Annotated in this window: 15 protein-coding genes; 5 read left to right on the top strand and 10 right to left on the bottom strand. The window is 72.9% G+C overall.

What is annotated here, in order from left to right; all coding sequences use genetic code 11:
- Positions 1–415: hypothetical protein (locus tag ACL02O_RS09735; protein WP_412817669.1), on the bottom strand; the 415-nt coding region annotated here is incomplete at its 3' end.
- Positions 416–766: 351 nt separating this feature from the next.
- On the opposite strand from ACL02O_RS09735, the gene ACL02O_RS09730 reads away from it, so the two are divergent.
- The 4 genes from ACL02O_RS09730 (at position 767) to ACL02O_RS09715 (ending at position 4,992) form a co-directional block, all read left to right on the top strand.
- Complete coding sequence (locus tag ACL02O_RS09730; RefSeq protein ID WP_412817668.1) at positions 767–2,179, top strand: PhoH family protein; 1,413 nt, start codon at positions 767–769, stop codon at positions 2,177–2,179.
- A gap of 285 nt (positions 2,180–2,464) precedes the next feature.
- A complete protein-coding gene (locus tag ACL02O_RS09725; protein ID WP_412817667.1) occupies positions 2,465–3,139 on the top strand; it encodes an aggregation-promoting factor C-terminal-like domain-containing protein in 675 nt (224 codons plus the stop codon).
- Positions 3,140–3,257: 118 nt separating this feature from the next.
- Entirely contained in the window at positions 3,258–3,938 is a 681-nt protein-coding gene (locus ACL02O_RS09720) for a rhomboid family intramembrane serine protease (protein ID WP_412817666.1), read from the top strand.
- An 85-nt stretch (positions 3,939–4,023) separates the two neighbouring features.
- A complete protein-coding gene (locus ACL02O_RS09715) occupies positions 4,024–4,992 on the top strand; it encodes an NAD(P)/FAD-dependent oxidoreductase (RefSeq protein WP_412817665.1) in 969 nt (322 codons plus the stop codon).
- 400 nt (positions 4,993–5,392) lie between these two features.
- Here ACL02O_RS09715 and ACL02O_RS09710 read toward each other — a convergent pair whose 3' ends face one another.
- A complete protein-coding gene (locus tag ACL02O_RS09710; RefSeq protein WP_412817664.1) occupies positions 5,393–5,602 on the bottom strand; it encodes a hypothetical protein in 210 nt (69 codons plus the stop codon).
- A gap of 1,032 nt (positions 5,603–6,634) precedes the next feature.
- Positions 6,635–7,330: a TetR/AcrR family transcriptional regulator gene (locus tag ACL02O_RS09705; RefSeq protein ID WP_412817663.1), complete on the bottom strand. Its 696-nt coding sequence runs from the start codon at positions 7,328–7,330 to the stop codon at positions 6,635–6,637.
- A gap of 136 nt (positions 7,331–7,466) precedes the next feature.
- Here ACL02O_RS09705 and ACL02O_RS09700 point away from each other — a divergent pair, with 136 nt between their 5' ends.
- Positions 7,467–8,384: an NAD-dependent epimerase/dehydratase family protein gene (locus ACL02O_RS09700; protein WP_412817662.1), complete on the top strand. Its 918-nt coding sequence runs from the start codon at positions 7,467–7,469 to the stop codon at positions 8,382–8,384.
- Positions 8,385–8,491: 107 nt separating this feature from the next.
- Here the strand turns inward: ACL02O_RS09700 and ACL02O_RS09695 are convergent, their stop codons facing one another.
- The 7 genes from ACL02O_RS09695 to ACL02O_RS09665 all read right to left on the bottom strand — a co-directional run bounded on the left by ACL02O_RS09695 (position 8,492) and on the right by ACL02O_RS09665 (position 18,436).
- Positions 8,492–9,991: an AMP-binding protein gene (locus tag ACL02O_RS09695; RefSeq protein ID WP_412817661.1), complete on the bottom strand. Its 1,500-nt coding sequence runs from the start codon at positions 9,989–9,991 to the stop codon at positions 8,492–8,494.
- Positions 9,988–11,121, bottom strand: a complete 1,134-nt coding sequence (gene bar, locus ACL02O_RS09690) for a barbiturase (RefSeq protein ID WP_412817660.1) — start codon at positions 11,119–11,121, stop codon at positions 9,988–9,990. Before bar ends, ACL02O_RS09695 begins: the two co-directional genes overlap by 4 nt.
- Positions 11,122–11,126: 5 nt before the next feature.
- The gene (locus ACL02O_RS09685) at positions 11,127–12,056 is read right to left on the bottom strand and encodes a carbamate kinase (protein WP_412817659.1); all 930 of its coding nucleotides are present in this window, start codon (positions 12,054–12,056) and stop codon (positions 11,127–11,129) included.
- Positions 12,057–12,149: 93 nt separating this feature from the next.
- Complete coding sequence (locus ACL02O_RS09680) at positions 12,150–13,616, bottom strand: carboxyl transferase domain-containing protein (RefSeq protein ID WP_412817658.1); 1,467 nt, start codon at positions 13,614–13,616, stop codon at positions 12,150–12,152.
- Positions 13,613–15,439 (bottom strand): hydantoinase B/oxoprolinase family protein, encoded by a 1,827-nt coding sequence (locus tag ACL02O_RS09675; protein ID WP_412817657.1) that lies wholly within the window; start codon positions 15,437–15,439, stop codon positions 13,613–13,615. Before ACL02O_RS09675 ends, ACL02O_RS09680 begins: the two co-directional genes overlap by 4 nt.
- Positions 15,436–17,460 carry a hydantoinase/oxoprolinase family protein gene (locus tag ACL02O_RS09670; RefSeq protein WP_412817656.1) on the bottom strand — a complete coding sequence of 675 codons (2,025 nt, stop codon included), beginning with the start codon at positions 17,458–17,460 and terminating at the stop codon, positions 15,436–15,438. Before ACL02O_RS09670 ends, ACL02O_RS09675 begins: the two co-directional genes overlap by 4 nt.
- A gap of 79 nt (positions 17,461–17,539) precedes the next feature.
- Entirely contained in the window at positions 17,540–18,436 is an 897-nt protein-coding gene (locus ACL02O_RS09665) for a carbon-nitrogen hydrolase family protein (RefSeq protein WP_412817655.1), read from the bottom strand.
- Positions 18,437–18,444: the final 8 nt, after the last annotated feature.

Here is an 18,444-nt window from a genome sequence, read left to right as displayed (position 1 = left end):
GGTGTCCACTAACGTCGGCCACCGCGTACGGGTGGATGATTCCCAGGTCCACGCCCGCCACCCGGTCAGGGTCCGGCCCTGCACCGTACGGATAGGTGGCGACAGGAACGTCCGCGGTGACGTCGAGGAACAGCCGGCCGCCCTCACACGGCAGCGTGACCGAGCGGACCCGCTCGACCGGATACGGCACCTCCCGCGCCAACCTGACCGACAACGGCGGGGCGCCCTTCGCCACCGGGATCCGGACCCGACACCCGCCAGGGGTGAACGTGCCGTGATAACGACGCACCGGCATCAACGCCCGCCGCCGGCGCGGGAACCGCGCCGACACGTCACCGTCGCGGCGGCGTTTCGCCGCGCCGGACCACGCGTCGGAGAACCGGCGCAACACCGACCGCGCACCCGTCGAATCCAACTCGCCAAAGGTGCCCGGCCCGCTGCCCCGGCGTCAACCGCAAGCCCACCCGCGCCGTGCGATGCACACCGAGGCAGTCCCGGATCCCGACGACGAGGCACGACCAACACCCAACACCACCGGTACGACAGAAACCACACGGCGGCCAACCCGGCCAACGTTCGTGAACACCGCACTAGCCGATGGCCTGAACTGCCGCTAGCGTCTAGCCATGGCACGGGGTTTTCCCGGGCCAGCCGGTAGCCCGGACCTGCGACCTCGCGCACGGGGCCCGCATCCGACCCCGTGTCCGACCGGGCACCGGAAGAGGCGGAACTCGGGTGGCCGGGTGCCCATCCGCGGAGCAGGCCTGTGACCACTCGCCGTACCCCCGCCGGTGCCGACCAGACCCCGGCCGCGACTGCCGCCACCCGCCGGACCACCCGCAGCCGCCGTGCGGCTGCCGCGTCGGCCGGCACCGAGGAGCCCCGACCAGCCGGTCCGGCGTTCGTCCTGGACACCTCGGTCCTCCTCTCCGACCCCGCCGCGTTCCACCGCTTCGCCGAGCACGAAGTGGTGCTGCCGCTGGTGGTCATCTCCGAGCTGGAGGGGAAGCGGCACCATCCCGAGCTCGGCTGGTTCGCCCGGCAGTCGCTCCGCATGCTGGACGAGCTGCGGGTGAAGCACGGCCGGCTGGACCGGCCGGTCCCCGCCAACGACCAGGGCGGCACCCTCCGGGTGGAGCTGAACCACACCGACGACGGCGTGCTGCCGCCCGGCTTCCGCACCGAATCGAACGACGCCCGGATCCTCTCCGTGGCGCTGAACCTCGCCGCCGAGGGTCGCGAGGTCACCCTGGTCAGCAAGGACATGCCGCTGCGGGTGAAGGCGGCCTCGGTCGGCCTGCGGGCCGACGAGTACCGGCACGGTCAGGCCAGCGACCCGACCTGGACCGGAATGGCCGAGCTGGAGCTGGGTGAGGAGGAGATCTCCCGGCTGTACGCGGGCGAGACGCTGGACCTGGACGCCGCCGCGGGCCTGCCCTGCCACACCGGGCTGGTGCTGCACTCCGGGCGAGGTTCCGCGCTCGGCCGGGTGCTGCCCGACAAGACCGTACGACTGGTCCGGGGTGACCGGGAGGCGTTCGGCGTGCACGGGCGCTCGGCCGAGCAGCGGGTCGCGCTCGACCTGCTGCTGGACGAGTCGATCGGCATCGTCTCGCTGGGCGGCCGGGCCGGCACGGGCAAGTCCGCCCTGGCGCTCTGCGCCGGGCTGGAGGCGGTGATGGAGCGCCGCCGGCACAAGAAGGTGATCGTCTTCCGGCCGCTGTACGCCGTCGGCGGCCAGGAGTTGGGCTACCTGCCGGGTTCGGAGTCGGAGAAGATGTCCCCCTGGGCCCAGGCGGTCTTCGACACGCTCGGCGCGGTGGTGCACGAGAACGTGCTGGAGGAGGTCACCTCGCGTGGCCTGCTGGAGGTGCTGCCGCTGACCCACATCCGGGGCCGCAGCCTGCACGACGCCTTCGTGATCGTCGACGAGGCGCAGTCGCTGGAGCGCGGGGTGCTGCTCACCGTGCTGTCCCGGATCGGGCAGGGTTCGCGGGTGGTGCTGACCCACGACGTGGCGCAGCGGGACAACCTCCGGGTGGGGCGGCACGACGGGGTGACCGCGGTGATCGAGGCGTTGAAGGGTCATCCTCTCTTCGCGCACGTCACCCTCAGCCGTTCGGAGCGTTCTCCGATCGCCGCAATGGTCACAGATTTGTTGGAGGACGTTCCGCTCTGAGCCCGACTCGCTGACGTTCTTGTCCCGATTTGAGGGCCTTCACTTTGTGGTGCAGGTCACAATCAAGCCTGTTGGTTTCCCATCAGCCTCACTGTGCGCGATGGTGTGCATCGAGCGCCCGCGCACCAGGGAGATCGTCAGGCATCATTCGCCACGGTAGGGCGGAGGGCCACGGACGCCGGTGCGTCGGCTGCGACCGTGGGGTCGGGGCGCTCACGACGCCGCCGTGGCGATCGACGGCCACGCGTCGCGTCGTGTCCTTGCCCCCGACGAAGGGACCACTTCGTGAGTCGGCTGTGGAGCCGGTTCGGTGCCCGCACGGCCGCTGTCGCGCTGCTCTCCGTGGGTGTCGCCGGCGGTTTCTATCTGGGCGAAGACCGACAGACCCAGCAGCAGGGCCTGACCGCGCAGGTCGGCCTCGAGGTCGACCAGGCGGAGTACGCGTACCAGCGCGAGCGGCAGGCCAACCACCGGATGGAGTCCGCCAAGCAGCGCGCCGCCGAGTACCAGGCGAAGCTGCGGGCCGCCGAGGCGGCCAAGGAGGCCGCCGCGCGGGCCAAGGAGGCCGAGGCGGCCGCCGCGTCCCGCAAGAAGGCGCGCGAGGCCGCGGCGGCGACCAAGCCGTACGACGGGCCGATCCCGAGCTCCTGCGAGGAGTACAGCGGCAACCGCAAGATCGGCTGCGCGATCATGGTGGACGAGGGCTTCGGCATCGACCAGTTCCCGTGTCTGGACAAGCTCTGGACCAAGGAGAGCGGCTGGAACCACAAGGCATACAACGCAAGCTCCGGGGCGTACGGAATCCCGCAGGCGCTCCCGGGCAGCAAGATGGGCTCGGTCGCCGACGACTGGAGGACCAACCCGGCCACCCAGGTCAAGTGGGGTCTCGGCTACATCGAGGGCCGGTACGACGACCCGTGCGGCGCCTGGCAGCACTCGCAGAGCAGCGGCTGGTACTGATCGGAAGTTGACGGCAGCGGGGTGTGTGGGGATCCACACACACCCCGCTTTCGGCGTCTGCCGGGGTAACCCGTCACCCGGGTGGCGGCCGGGCCTGATTGCTGATAGCTGTTGGTACGTGACCTGGCGCGGTGGCCCGACGGGCGGCGATCCCCAACGGTTCGGCACCGAGGCGTTCTACGCCTCCCTCGGCCGGGCCTTCGTCGCGATGTGCGCGGTCGTGCCGCTGCTGTTCCTCATCGAGGCGCTCGACGTCGGGCTGCACGCCAACCTCGACGTCGCCGCCGGGATCATCCCGCGCCGGATCCAGGGCCTCGACGGGGTCATCTTCTCGCCGTTCCTGCACGCCGGCTGGACCCACCTCTACAGCAACAGCATCCCGCTGATCCTGCTCGGCACCTTCGTGCTGGCCGCCGGTACCCGCCGGTTCCTCTGGTCGACCATGGTGATCATCCTGATCAGCGGGCTCGGTGTGTGGTTCACCGGTTCGCCGAACTCGGTGGTGGTCGGCGCCAGCGGCGTCATCTTCGGCTACCTCGGCATCCTGCTCACCCGGGGCGTGGTCGAGCGGAGCTGGTGGAACTTCGCGGTGGTGCTGCTGGTCGGCCTGCTGTACGGCTGGCAACTGCTCGGCATCCTCCCCACCGACGAGCGCATCTCCTGGCAGGGGCACCTGTTCGGACTGCTCGGCGGGATCGTCGCGGCGATCCTGTTCCGGCGCCGCCGGGTCGGGCTGCCGGAGCCGGAGCACGATGGCTCGCCCACCGTCACGATGCCGCGACCGGGCGTCGACGCGTAGCCGGGATGTGCTTGCCCGGGGGCGACCCGGGGCCTACCGTCGGGATCAACACGCGTTGATCCGTTGGCGAAAGTGACGGTACGCCATGCGCGAGGTCGATGTCGCCGTGATCGGGGCCGGTCCGACCGGCCTGTTCGCCGCGTACTACGCCGGGTTCCGCGGACTCTCCGTGGCCGTGGTCGACGCGCTGCCCGAGCCGGGTGGGCAGGTGACCGCCATGTACCCGGAGAAGCTCATCCTCGACGTCGCCGGGTTTCCCGCGATCAAGGGGCGGGACCTGGTCGCGAACCTGGTCGCCCAGGCCGCGCCCTTCCACCCCCGGTACCTGCTCGACACCCGGGCGGAGAAGCTCTCGCACGCCGACGGCCGGCTCGTGCTGGGCCTGGCCGGCGGCGAGCAGCTCGCCTGCGGGGCGGTGGTGGTGACCGGCGGGCTGGGCAGCTTCACGCCCCGACCGCTGCCGGTGGCCGACAGCTTCCTGGGCGCCGGGATCGTCTACTTCGTGCCGCAGCCGGAGGAGTTGGCCGGCCGGGACGTGCTGATCGTGGGCGGCGGCGACTCGGCGTTCGACTGGGCGGTCACGCTGACGCCGATCGCCCGGTCGGTGACCCTGGTGCACCGGCGGGAGAAGTTCCGGGCGCACGCCTCGACCGTGGCCCGGGTCCGGGCCCTGCCGGTCCGGATGGTGGTCAACGCCGAGGTGACCCGGCTGCACGGCGAGGACCGGGTCACCGGCGCCGAGATAGCGGTCCGCGGCGGCACGGTGGAGACGCTGCCGGCGGACACCGTGGTCGCCGCCCTCGGCTTCACCGCCGACCTGGGACCGCTCGCCGAGTGGGGCCTGCGGCTCGACCGCCGGCACATCGTGGTGGACAGCTCGATGGCCACCAACCTGCCCCGGGTCTTCGCGGCCGGTGACATCACCGAGTACCCGGGCAAGGTCCGGCTGATTGCCACCGGGTTCGGCGAGGCGGCGACGGCGGTGAACAACGCGGCGGTCGCCATCGACCCCACCGCCCACCTCTTCCCCGGGCACTCCTCCGACGGCACCTGATCCCTCATCCACACCAAGACGTGGCCGGATCGACACCGGCCCCGGCCATGGTGGACGGATGCCACCCTCGGCCGTCACCCCGCGCGACGGGGCCCGCGCCACCCTCGCCTGGCTGGGGCATCCGGCGTCCGTGCTGGCCCTGGTCGTGCTGCTGCTCAACGACCACGTGCTGAAGGCGGCCTTTCCCGGGACGCTGACCGGCAAGCTCAGCGACGCCACCGGCCTGCTGGTCGCCCCGCCACTGGTCGCGGTGCTCGGCACGCTGCTGGTGCCCCGGCTGCCCGCCCCGACGGCGGCGGTGGGCGCCGTCATCCTGGTCGGGCTGGGGTTCACCGCGGTCAAGGCCGAGCCGGGCGCCGCCCGGGCGGTCTCGGGCGTGTGGAGTGCCGTCAGCGGCCCGTCACTGGTCCGCGCCGATCCCACCGACCTGCTCGTGCTGCCGGTGCTCGCGCTCGCCGTGTGGGTCTGGCGGCGGGCCCGCCGGGATCCGGTACGGCACCGCTCGGCCCGGCTCCTGCGGCTGCTCGTGGTGCTGCCGCTGGCCGTGTTCGGGGTGGCTGCCACCAGTGCGGTCCAGTACCACCAGGCGGTGTCGGCCGAGGTCGAGCACGGCCGGTTGGTCGCCGGTTGGTCGGCCGAGCCGGGCCGGGCCGACCTGGCCATCTCCTGGCGGATCAGCGACGACGTGGGATCGACTTGGCACGATGCCGCCCCGGAGTACCGCTCCCGGATGGCCGAGGGGCCGGCGGACGCCCCTGACCGCCAGGCGTGTTCCACCGCCACGCCGGGCCTCTGCTATCGGGTGGTGGACGGGCGGATCCGCGTGGAGCGCAGCGACGACGGTGGTCGCTCCTGGCGGCTGGCCTGGGAGGTCACCGACTCGCAGCGGTACCTGCTCAGCCGGCACCACCCCGGGATGCCGCTCGACCTGCTCAGCTCCCGCAGCCTGGCCGTACTGGATGTCGGGGGCGGGCACGCGGTGCTCGTGGCGAACGGTGCCGACGGCTTCGCGCTTCGGCACTCGGACGGCCGGTGGGAGCGGGTGGGCCTGGTCGGTGCCACCGGCAGGTCCAACGCTCCGCTGCCGCTCGGCCGTTCGACTCCCGGGGAGCGGCCCGACGACGTCCGGCGCGTGGTGGCCCTGCTCGCCTGGTTGGTCTGCCTGGTGCCGGTGGTGGGTGCCCTCCGGGCGGCCGGACGGGCCGGGGGGCCGACCTGGGTGCCGGTAACGCTCGGAGCCGTCGGGGCGTGCTCGGTCCCGCTGTTGGCCGTCATCTGGCTCGATCTCGACGGCCTGCTGTCGTTCGCCGCCACCCCGCTCATGCTCCTCGTCGTCCTGGTGGTCCTGGTCCTCTCGCTGGTCGCGCTCGCCGCGCAGGACGTGCCGGGGCGGTGGTTCGCCGAGATGCTGCCGGCGACCGGGCTGACCCCTGCGCTCACCGCGCTGCCGGCGGTCGGGTGGCTCTACGGGCGGCCGGTGTATGCGGCGACCGCCGCGCTCCTCGCGCTGCTGGCGGCGATGCCCGGCCTCCTGCTGGCCTGGCGGGCCGGGCGGTTGGTACCGGGCCGCCGACGGCGGACCCACCCTGGCCGCGAGCTCCGGCCCGGGTTCCGGCCGCCCCGGCGCCGTCGGACCGTTGAGTCACCCCTGCGCGGGCAGGCCGATCAGGTCGGCCATCAGCCCGGTCTGGTGGTCGAAGTACTCGTCGCGGTGCGGCAGCGTCGGGTTGATCCGGCCGAAGAGCTCGAAGCTGATCAGCCCGAACAGCTGGGTCCAGCCGGCCATGCCCCGGGCCAGCAGCGCCGGGGGCAGGTCGACGGAGAGCAGGGCGCCGAGTTCGGCCACGTCGGCCCGCAGGGGTTCGGGCAGGTCCTCGTCGGGCGGGTCGATCCGGCCGTCGGTGACCCCGTCGCGGAGGATGCCGACCAGGATGAGCGGGGGGCGCTGGGCCGGGGCGACCGTGTCGGCGGGGGCCGCGTACCCGGGTACCGGGCTGCCGTAGAGCAGGGCGTACTCGGCCGGGTGGTCGAGCGCCCAGGTGCGGGCCGCCCGGCACGCGGCGTGCCAGCGTCCGCGCAGGTCGGTCCGGTCGACCGCGGCGTCGGCCGCCTCCACCACCTCGCCGAGCGCCTCGTACGCCTCCAGGATCAACGCGGTGAGCAGGTCGTCACGGCTGGGGAAGTAGCGGTAGATCGCCGACGAGACCATGCCCATGTCGCGGGCGACGGCGCGCAGGGAGAGATTCGCGCCGTCGGTGGCCAGGTGACGGCGGGCCACCGCCTTGATCTCGTCGATCATGCCGGCTCGGACCCGGGCGCGGAGCGAGGGAGCGACCATGCCTCCACTCTGCCACGGATGAGAGCGCCAATCAAAACCGAGAGCAGTGCTCTTGACGGCGGGTCGGCCGGGGGTGCATGCTCTGTTGCGAGAGCGGTGCTCTCGAAAAAGACTTCTGCTTCGAAGGGTGGACCTCATGTCCCTGCACGTGATCGTCGGCGCCGGCCCGGTCGGCACCGCCACCGCCCGTATCCTCGCCGAGCGCGGCGACCGGGTGCGGCTGGTGACCCGGCGCGGCACCGGCCCCGAGCACCCGGCGGTCGAGCGGATCGCCGCCGACGCCGCCGACGCCGAGCGGCTCAGCGCGCTCACCGAGGACGCCGTCGCCCTGCACAACTGCGCCAACCCGGCGTACCACCGGTGGCCGGTGGACTGGCCGCCGCTGGCCGCCGCGCTGCTCACCGCGGCGGAGCGGACCGGCGCGGTGCTCGCCACGGTCGGCAACCTCTACGGGTACGGGCCGGCCGACGGCCCGATGACCGAGGCGACACCGCTCGCCGCCACCGGCACCAAGGGGCGGGTGCGCAACCGGATGTGGACCGACGCGCTCGCCGCGCACCGGGCCGGTCGGGCCCGGGTCACCGAGGTACGCGGCTCCGACTACGTCGGCGTCGGCGGGACCTCGCTGGCCATGATGGTGCTGCCCCGGGTGCTCGCCGGGCAGCGGGTGTTCCTGCCGGTCGACTGGGACGCGCCGCACACCTGGACGTACATTCCCGACGTCGCCCGCACCCTGGTCGCCGCCGCGACCGACGAGCGGGCCTGGGGACGGGCCTGGCACGTGCCCAGCGTGCCCGCCGTGCCGATGCGGGACCTGGCCGCCCGCGCGGCGGCCCTGGTCGGGGCGCCCGCGCCGAGGCTGGCCCGGATGCCCTACCCGGTGCTCTGGCTCGGCGGGCTGGCCAACCCGATGGCCCGGGAGTTGCGGGAGACCGCGTACCAGTTCGACCGGCCGTTCGTGATGGACTCCACCGCCGCCACCGCTGCCCTGGGGATCGAGCCGACCCCGCTCGGCGAGTCCCTGGCCCGGACGGTCGCGGCCCTGGCCGGTTGAAGCCGGGTGCACCCGCTCGTCCGCCCCACATCCCGGCGGGTGGCGCCCGGCGGCGCGGCCGGCCGGGTCGCTTCGCCATCGGGCGACGGCCCGCGCCCGAGGGCCGGTCATCCTCCTCCGGACAGCTCGCGGCGGAGCACCTTCCCGAGCGCGTTCCGGGGCACGGCATCGATCCAGCGCCAGGCGCGGGGGCGCTTGTACGGCGCCAGCCGCGCCTCGCACCACTCGGTCAGCTCCCGTTCCAGCCGCGACGTGTCGACGACGCCGGCCGGCACGACGAAGGCGACGACCATCTCTCCCCACTCCGCCGACGGCATCCCGGCGACCGCCGCGTCGGCGACCCCGGGATGGGCCCGCAGCGTCTCCTCGACCTCCCGCGGGTAGACGTTGTACCCGCCGGTGATGATGAGTTCCTTGGCCCGACCGCTGATCCGCAGATACCCGTCGTGGTCGAGGACGCCCAGGTCGCCGGTGCGGAACCAGCCGTCGGCGGTGAACGCCTCCGCGGTCGCCTGCGGGCGGTCGAGATAGCCGCCGAAGACGTTGGGTCCGGCCACCTCGATCTCGGTGGTGCCGCCCGCGCGAGGGGCCAGCCGTACCGACACTCCGGGCAGCGGCAGCCCGACCGTGCCCGGACGGCGCGGTCCGTCGTACGGGTTTGAGACCAGCATGATCGTTTCGGTCATGCCGTAGCGCTCCAGGATCTGCTGGCCCGTGCGCTCGCGGATCGCGTCGTGCAGCTCGGCCGGCAGCGGGGCCGATCCGCTGACCGCCAGCCGCAGCCCGCGCAGCGCGGTGAGCCGCGGAGACTCGGCGAGCCGGTGGTACATGGTTGGCACCCCGAAGAACATGGTGCAGCCGCTGTCGACCGCGTCGGCGACCGCGGCCGGCTCGAAGCGGGGCAGAAGCAGGAGCGAGCCACCGGCGACGAGCGTGCCGTGCAGCCCGACGCCGAGCCCGTGGATGTGGAACAGCGGCAGCGAGAGCGCCAGCCGGTCCTCGGGAGTCCAGCGCCACGCCAGCCGGACCGCGTGCGCGCTGGCCAACAGGTTGGCGTGGGTCAGCACGGCACCCTTGGGCCGGCCGGTGGTGCCGGAGGTGTAGACGAGCAGTGCGGGGTCCGCCGGCCCGACCCGATCGACCGGGGTCGCCTGCGAGGCCGGCAGCGCGCCGAGGTCCGGCGTGGTCGACGGGATGCCGGGCGCGCGGCTGACATCGTCGAGCACGGCGAGCGCCGGGTGCGAGTCGGCGGCCAGGTTCGCCAGCTCGACGGGGGTGTACGCGGTGTTGGCCGGCACCACGGTCAGCCCGTACCGCAGCGCGGCGAGGTAGGCGACGACAAGCTCCACGCTCGGTCCGGCGGACACCATGAGCCGGTCGCCGGGCGCGAGGCCCGCCGCGGCGTAGCGGCCGGCCGCTTCCGCCGTGAGCTGTTCGAGCTCGGCGGCGGTCACGATCCGCCCGGCTGGGGTCGCGACGACCTCGGCGCGCGGAGCGGCGGCCCAGCGGGCGGTCCACGCGCCCGGCAGGGTGGTGCCGAGGCTCAGGTCCGCGTCGGCACCGGGCGCGAGATGCGCCGACCAGTGCGGGGCGACGGCGGCGGTCACGGCGTGACGTATCCGGTCGGCTCGGAACCGAGGTCGACGATCGCGGCGACCGGGCCGCCACCGTCCGGGCCCTGGTGCGCTGCGGAGACCGACACGAACACGGCCGGATCGCCGGTCACCGCGGCGGCCACCCCGCCGACGCAGGACTTGATCTGTCGGTGCCAGTGCACGTCGGAGTCGTCGAGCATCGCGTTGCGCCGGCCCCGCACCATTCCGTCGGAGGACACCTCGCACTTGAGGAAGACGTTGACCAGCCGCCCGCCGAGGTCGCTGTGGTGCGGGCGGTCCGGCAGGTCCAGGCCGGCGTCGCGGATCGCGGCCCAGATGCCGTCGGCGTCGAGCGCGTCGCGCATCACCGAGTGGCCGATGCGGTACCGGCCGCCGATGCCCCGCGCGTTGCCGACCACGACGACCTGCGCCTGGTCCAGTTCGACCCCGGACGAGCAGCTCGCGACCGACGAGTAGAGCGAACGGTCGTGCAGCACCGCCTCGTCCTCCGGCATCTTGATCTCGCCGAGCGCGACCGCGATGCCCAGTGCCGTCGTCCCGTTGGACAGGTCCATCGACTCGTGGGTGTGCTCGGTCCAGACGTCCTTGCCACGGCTCTTCGCGTCGCGGATCGTGTGGATGGTCAGCAGGGGCGTCTTCGTCTGCACGTAGTGCACGTCGGCGGGGTCGCTGATCCCGGCCCGCTCCATCGCCTCGGTGACGGCGGTCGCGACCTTCTCGATCATGCCGCGCCGGCCGATCTCCTCGGGCAGGATCGGCTCGCTCATCGCGAAGCCCACGGTCAGCCGCGGCTCGTCGGTCGGCTCGACCGAGCCGGCGGGCACCGTGGCGAAGACGGTGGCGTGCGGCGAGATGACGCCGTCGGTGCCGCCCGACCAGACGATGGGTACGCCCGCCACCTCCTCGGCCGACCGGTTGCCCCGCGCGACCAGCACCTCGCGGAACGCCCGGTCGGCGATGATCCGGGTGTAGTCGTTGACGCCCCCGTTGCCTTCGGTCTTGCCGATGATGGCGACGACCCGGTCGGCGTCGAGCACCCCGGCGTCGATCAGCTCGGTCAGCCCGGACGCGTCGGAGACGTGTTTGATCGGCAGCTTGCGGACTTCGATGGGCTGTGGCACAGCGGTCACCTCTCGTATTTCGCGGTTACGACGGTGCCGGCCCGGCCGGCCACCGCCTCGGCAATGCGGTCCAGGGAGCAGATCATCGCGCGGTCGCCGCCCCGCTCGACGAACCGGCAGGCCGCTTCGACCTTCGGCCCCATCGAGCCGGCGGCGAAGTGCCCGTCGGCGGCGTACCCGCGCAGTTCGGCGGCGCCGACCGTACCCAGCGGCCGGGCCCGGGCGGTGCCCCAGCCGACGGTCGCGGCGTCGACGTCGCTGGCTATCACCAGGACGCTCGCCCCGATCGCCCGGCCGAGCAGCGCGGCATTGAGGTCCTTGTCGATGACTGCCTCGACTCCGCGCAGCGTACCGTCGGCGTCCCGCACGACCGGGATGCCGCCGCCACCGCCGGCGATGACCACGAACCCGGCAGCCAGCAGCGTGGCCACCGCGGGAGCGTCCAGCACCTCGACCGGTTCGGGTGAGGCCACCACCCGCCGCCAGCCCCGGTCGCCGCGGTCCTGCCACACCTGGCCGTGATTGATCATCACCCGCGCCTCGTCCCCTGGCAGGTAGCGCCCGACGGGCTTGCTCGGGTGGGCGAAGCCCGGATCGTCCGGGTCGACGCGGGTACGGCTCACCAGTGCGGCAACCGGCCTCCGCGACTGCTCGGTCAGTGCGTTGAGCAAAATGAAACCGAGGGTGCCCTGGGTTTGTGCGCCACACCAGTCCAGCGGCACCGGCGGCACCACCGGAGCGGCCAGCTCGTTCTTGACCAGCAGGTTGCCGACCTGGGGTCCGTTGCCGTGCGTGACGACGACCTCGGCGCCGGTCGCGATGACCTCGGCGATCCGCCGGGCGGCGCGCTGGACGGCGGCAATCTGGTCCTCGGGACGGGCGAGGCCGTCCGGCGAGGTCATCGCGTTGCCACCCAGGGCGACGAGTATCCGCACGGATGGACTGTAGGAATCCGGTGCCCACCGCGCATGGGCAAGATTCGCCGAACGGCGCGCCGAACTTCGGCAGATGGTGGCACCGGCCTTCCCTCAGAGCCGGCGATACCGGGCCCGGCGGGCGTTGAGCCGCTGCGCCGGCTCGGCGTCGAGCAGGGTGACCAGCTCGGCGGCGATCACCGCGCGCAGCCGGTCGAGAAACGCCGGTGGCTCGTCCGCGGCGTCGTCCCGCTCGGCGACGATCCGGTCCACGATGCCGTGCGCCCGCAGGTCCACGGCGCGGATGCCCTGCGCGTCGGCGACCTCCGGCGCGCGCACGGTGGTGCGGTACAGGACCGCCGAGGCGCCCTCCGGCGGCAGCGACGAGAGCCAGCCGTGGGCGGCGGCGATGACCCGGTCGGTCGGCAGCAGGGCGAGCGCTCCGCCGCCGCTGCCCTGGCCGAGCAGCACACACAGCGTCGGGACCGGCAGCGTCACGAGATCGGCGAGGCAACGAGCGATCTCCCCGGCCAGGCCGCCCACCTCTGCCTCCGGTGACAGTGCCGCACCCGGGGTGTCGATGACGGTGACCACGGGCAGGTCCAGCTCGGCGGCGAGCCGCAGCCCGCGCCGGGCGGCTCGCAGGCCGGCGGGATCGAGCGGGCTGTCGCGCCGGTCGTGGCCGACGACGACCGCGGGCGCCGCCTCGAACCGGGCCAGCGCGACGATCACTCCGGTGCCCGTCTCGCCACTCTGCGTGCCATGCAGCGGCACCACCCCACGGGCGGCGTTCCGGAGCAGGGCGCGGGTGCCGGGCCGGCCGGCGCGCCGGGACCGTCGGACGACCTCCCAGGCGGGCGGGGCTTCCGGTAGGTCGTCCGCCGGCGCTGGTCCGCCGGCGATGCGCCGCGGCGCGCAGATGGTGGCAAGGGCTCTCGCGGCCACCGGCGCCACCTGATCCGGGGCGAGAACCGCGTCGACCAGGCCGTGCCGGTGCAGGTTCTCGGCGGTCTGCACACCCTCCGGGAACGGTGAGCCGGTGAGCGCCTCGTGCACCCTCGGGCCGAGGAAACCGATGAGCGCGCCCGGCTCGGCGACCGTCAGGTGCCCGAGGGAACCCCAGGACGCGAAGACGCCCCCGGTCGTCGGATGCCGCAGATACACGAGATACGGCAGCCCGGCGGCCTTGTGCGCGATGATCGCCTGGCTGATCTTCGCCATCTGCAGGAAAGCGACCGTGCCCTCCTGCATCCGGGTACCGCCGCTCGCCGGAGCGGCGAGCAGCGGGATCCGCCGCGCGGTCGCCCGTTCGATCGCCCGGGTGAGCCGCTCGGCCGCGGCGACGCCGATCGAGCCGCCGAGGAAGCCGAACTCGCCGGCGACCACGGCGACCGGACGACCGGCGAGCCGGCCGGCGCCCGTCGTCACCGCCTCGTCGAGGCCCGTCCGGCGTCGCGCCGCGGACAGGGCTTCGCGGTAGCCCGGCGGCAGCGACCCCGGTACGGCGACCGGTTCGTCCCAGGACTCCCAGGTGCCGGGGTCGATGGTGGCAGCGATCAGGTCCCGGGCCGACGAGGTCACCGCCGATCGACCTCCGCGCAGGTGCGCCCACCGGAGAGCCGGGCATAGCCCGGGCCCCGGTCGAAGAACGGCTCGTCGCCGCTGCGCCGGCCCGCCAGTTCGGCGCGCAGCGCGTCGGAGGCGGCGACATCGACCCGACCACCGTCCATGACCACCCCGTAGTCCGCGCGGGCCCCGGCGGCGCTCACCTTGCCCCAGGCCACATCCCGGGCCACCGCGTCGTACGGACGGGTCAACGGGTCACCCCAACCGCCGCCGCCCGTGGTGCGGATCCGGATCACCTCGCCGGCCCGGACCGGCTCGGCGTCGGCCAGCGCGTCGATCTCCCGCTCGTTCGGCCCGCCCGGGTCCACCACCACGCTGAACGGGCGTCCGGCGCGCCCGCCGTTGACGCCCCAGCAGGACAGCATCGACCGGTCGGCGATGGACATGAAGTTGGCGTGGCGCAGCATCCGGATGTGCTTGTCGTAGCCGAGGCCGCCCCGGTGCCGGCCCGGGCCGCCGGAGTCCACGGCCAGGCCCAGCCGCTCCACGACGAACGGCCAGCGGGACTCGGCGAACTCGACGGGGATGTTGCGCGAGTCGGGTACGACGTGGATGGTGTCCTCGCCGTCGGCGTAGTACCGCCCGCCCGAGCCGCCACCCAGCACCTCGCGCATCAGGTAGGGGTTGCCCTCCGCGTCGGTGCCGTAGACCCCGGTGTACCTGATGGTTTCCTGGTCGGCCGGCATTCGGCCGTCGACCGCCTTCGCCAGTACGCCGGCGAGCACCCCGAGCAGGCGCAGGATGACGAACGTCCGCGCGTTCGTCGGGGCCGGGAAGACCGGCGTGAGCAGCGTCCCGGGCGGCGGGAAGCGCATCTCGATGAGCGGCACGACCCCCTCGTTGACGTCCAGCTCGGCCATCCGCTCGGGGGTGTCGGCGAGGTTGCGCAGGATCGGGGCGAGCCACTTCTTGAGGAAGTTGCCGTCGGCGTAGTCGCCGCAGTGGTTGATCGGTCCCTTGGCCTGCGGCGAGGTGCCGGTGAAGTCGATGATGAGCCGGTCCGGGACCTTGGTCAGTGTGATCCGCTGCGTGTGCAGCCGGGGCGGGTCGACGCCGTCGTGCTCGGCGTAGTCCTCCCAGACGTACGTGCCGTCCGGGATCTTCGCCAGGATCTCGCGGCGGTACGTCTCGGTGGTCTTGTCGACGATCGCGTCGAAGCACGCCTCGACCGTCGCCCGGCCGTACCGCTCGAACAGTTCGGCGAGGCGCCGCGCGCCCATCAGGCAGGCCGCACACTCGGCGTCGAGGTCGGCGGAGAGGGAGTCGGGCATGCGCGAGTTCCGGGTCATGATCTTGAGCGCCGCCTCGTTGGGCACCCCGGCGTCCCACAGCCGGATCGGCGGCACCATCAGCCCTTCCTCGTAGACGCTGGTCGCGCCGGACGGCATCGAGCCCGGGCAGCCGCCGCCGATGTCGTCGTGATGGCCGAACGCCTGCACGAACGCGACGACCGTGCCGTCGTGGAACACCGGCACGGTGACGCACAGGTCGGGCAGGTGCCCGATGCCGCCCTCGGACAGGTACACGTCGTTGTGGAAGAACACGTCTCCCGGGTGCATCGTCTCGGGCGGGTAGTCCCGGGCCACCGGGTGCACCAGTGCCGAGTAGGAGCGGCCGGTGAGCTTGCGCAGCCGTCGGTCGTGGATGCCGGCGCGGAAGTCGTGCGCGTCACGGATCATCGGCGACCGGGCGGTGCGGCCGATCGCCGTCTCCACCTCCCGCTCGATCGAGGCCAGCGTGCCCTCGACGATCTCCAGCACGATCGGATCCACGCTCATCTGCTCACCACCACATTTCCGAACCGGTCGACCGTCGCGCTGAAACCGGGATGCAGCGGAACGGTCGAGCCGTACTCCTCGATCACGGCCGGGCCCCGCACCGTCGCCCCGGGGCTCAGGTCGTCACGCCAGTACACGGGGGTCCGCGCGTACTCGTCACCGTGGAAGCAGACGGGCCGGAAGGTGGGCGTGGCGGCCGGGCCGTCCGCCAGCACCGGCAGCGTCGGTCGCCGGATCGGGCCGATGCCGGTCACCCGCAGGTTCACCCACTCGACCTGCTGCTCCGGCTTGTCCCGGAAGCAGTAGCCGTAGACCCGCTCGTGGGCGTCGTGGAACGCCGCGACCACGCCGTCCGGGTCGAGGTCCCCGACCGGGACCCGGACCTCGAACGCCTGCCCGTAGTAGCGCAGGTCCGCCGAGCGCAGGTAGCCGTGCTGGTCGCGGGGAAAACCCTCGGCGTCGAGCGCCTCCGCCGCGCGCCGGGTCAGCGCGTCGAAGTGAACGCGTACGGCGTCGATGTCGAGCGACCGGTGCCGCGCCACGTACGTCTGCACGTAGTCGTTCTTGACGTCGACGGTCAGCAGTCCGAACGCGGACAGGTTGCCCGGGTTGCGGGGCACCACGACGGCGCGCAGCCCGAGGATGTCGATGAGCCGGCAGAGCAGCAGCGACCCCGACCCGCCGAACGTCACCAGGGCGAAGTCGCGTACGTCCAGCCCCCGCTTGACGGTGATCTGACGCAGCGCGTTCGCCTGGTTCCAGGCGGAGATCTCCAGGATCCCGTTCGCCGTCGCCGGCACGCTCAGGCCCAGCTTGGTGCCGAGGGTCGCGAGCCCGTCGCGGGCCGCGTCGACATCGAGCGGCACCTCACCGCCGAGCAGATGCGGCGGGATCCGGCCGAGCACCACGTGCGCGTCGGTCACCGTCGGCTCCGAGCCGCCCCGGCGGTAGCAGAGCGGTCCGGGGTCCGCGCCGGCCGAGCGGGGGCCGACCTTCAGGGCGCCCTCGCGGGACAGCCAGGCCACCGAGCCGCCGCCGGCGCCGACCGTGACCACGTCGATCATCGTGATCTTCGAGGGGTACGCGCCGACGCTGCCTTCGGTGGTCAGCGTCGGTTCGCCGTCCTGCACCACGGACACGTCGGTCGACGTACCGCCACCGTCGAGGGTCAGCACCCGGTCGAAACCGGCCGTGCGGGCCACCAGCGCCGCGCCGAGCGCGCCGGCGGCGGGGCCGGAGAGCACCGTGGTGATCGGCTGCTTCGTCACCTCGTCGGCGGAGAGCACCCCGCCGTTGGACTTCATGATGTAGAACGGCGTCGAGCCCAACCGCTGCCGGATACTCGTGACATAGCGGGCCACCCGGGGCTTGACGGCTGCGTCGATCAAGGTGGTCATCGCTCGCTCGTACTCCCGGTACTCGCGCAGCACCTCGCAGGAGAGCGAGACCACCGCGTCCGGATGCTCCTCGGCCAGGATCTCGCGCATCCGCAGTTCGTGAGCGGGGTTCGCGTACGAGTGAAGGAAGCAGACCCCGATCGTGTCGATCCCCTGCTCGGCGAACCACCTGGCCGCCGTGCGCGCCCCGTCCTCGTCGAACGGCCGCAGTTGCGCGCCGGTGTGGTCCAGCCGACCGCCGACGGTCTTCACCAGGCCGGCCGGCACGATCCGGGGCGGCTTGACCCAGAAGTAGCTGTTGCCGTAGCCGTCCGGCACGCTCTGCCGGGCGATCTCCAGGAGAAACTCGTACCCCTCGGTGGTGAGGAAACCGATCTGGTCGATCTTGCCCTCGAGTAGCTGGTTGGTGGCGACGGTGGTGCCGTGGCACACCGCGAGGATCTCCACGCCGGCACCGGGAAGGACCTTGTCGAGCCCGGTCATGAAGCCCTCGGCGGGGTTGGCCGGTGTCGAGGGAGTCTTCGTGGTGAACAGCTCGCCGCTGTCCTCGTCGAAGGCCACCACGTCGGTGAAGGTGCCACCGGTGTCGATGCCGATTCTGACGCGGCGACGTCGCTCCGCCATGGTGCCGTCCTTTCTGACGTCCTGGGCGAGCATTCAACCGACGCCGACGGCGCCGCACGTCGTCAACAGTTGCCAACACTCATTCGCTGGAGTGCGGAAACCTGGTGCGTGCCGGACGGGCCAGCACGTCGAGGTGTCGCTCGATGAAGGCCAGGTTGCGGTCCGCGAGGTGATCGAAGCGTTGCGGCACGTTCGAGCCGGGCGTCAGCGACGCCAACGCCGTGTCCGGGTCGAGGCGCGCGCTGACCCAGCCCTCGTGGGACGCGGCGCGGGCGACCACCTCGGCGATCGGGGTGACGATCATCGAATTGCCGAAGTAGAGGACGCCGGCCGGGTCGACCCCGGTGGCGTTGGCGCCGACCACGAAGACGTGGTTGTCGTAGGCGCGCGCCCGGTTGGTCAATTCCCAGATGTCGGCCGAGCGCAGCAGGGCCGACGGCCGGCAGATCACCTCGGCGCCGAGGACGGCCTGCACCCGGGCCAGCTCGGGGTAGTCGCCGTCGAAGCAGATGATCATGCCGATCCGGCCCAGGTCGGTGTCGACCACGACGGCCTCGTCGCCCGGGGTCACCCAGCCGCCACCGGACCGGTCCTCGCCGGCGAAGAGGTGGGTCTTGCGGTAGGTCCCCAGCACGTCGCCGGACGGGCCGATCAGACAAGCCTCGTTGTAGACCTCGCCGCGCGACTCGCCGCGCGCGTAGCTGCCCACCACCACGTGCACCGACAACCGCGCCGCAGCCTGCTGCATCGGCTCGGTGAGCGGGCTGCCGAGCAGATCCCACAGCTCATCGGCGGACCGGCCCGGGGTGAACCCGGTGGTGGCCGTCTCCGGCAGCACCACCAGTTCTGCGCCGGTGGCGTCGACGCAGCGGTGCAGGTACTCGACGCATCTGGCCACGTTCGCCGTGACCGACTCGGCGGTCAGCGGACCGGGCGTCGGTGCGATCTGCACCGCCGCCGCCGTGAATGCGCGCACAGTCGGTC

Source organism: Micromonospora mangrovicola, assembly GCF_047200535.1.
Classification (GTDB): domain Bacteria; phylum Actinomycetota; class Actinomycetes; order Mycobacteriales; family Micromonosporaceae; genus Micromonospora.
Note: the sequence above shows the minus strand (reverse complement) of the source record. Positions and strands in the feature narration are given on the sequence as shown.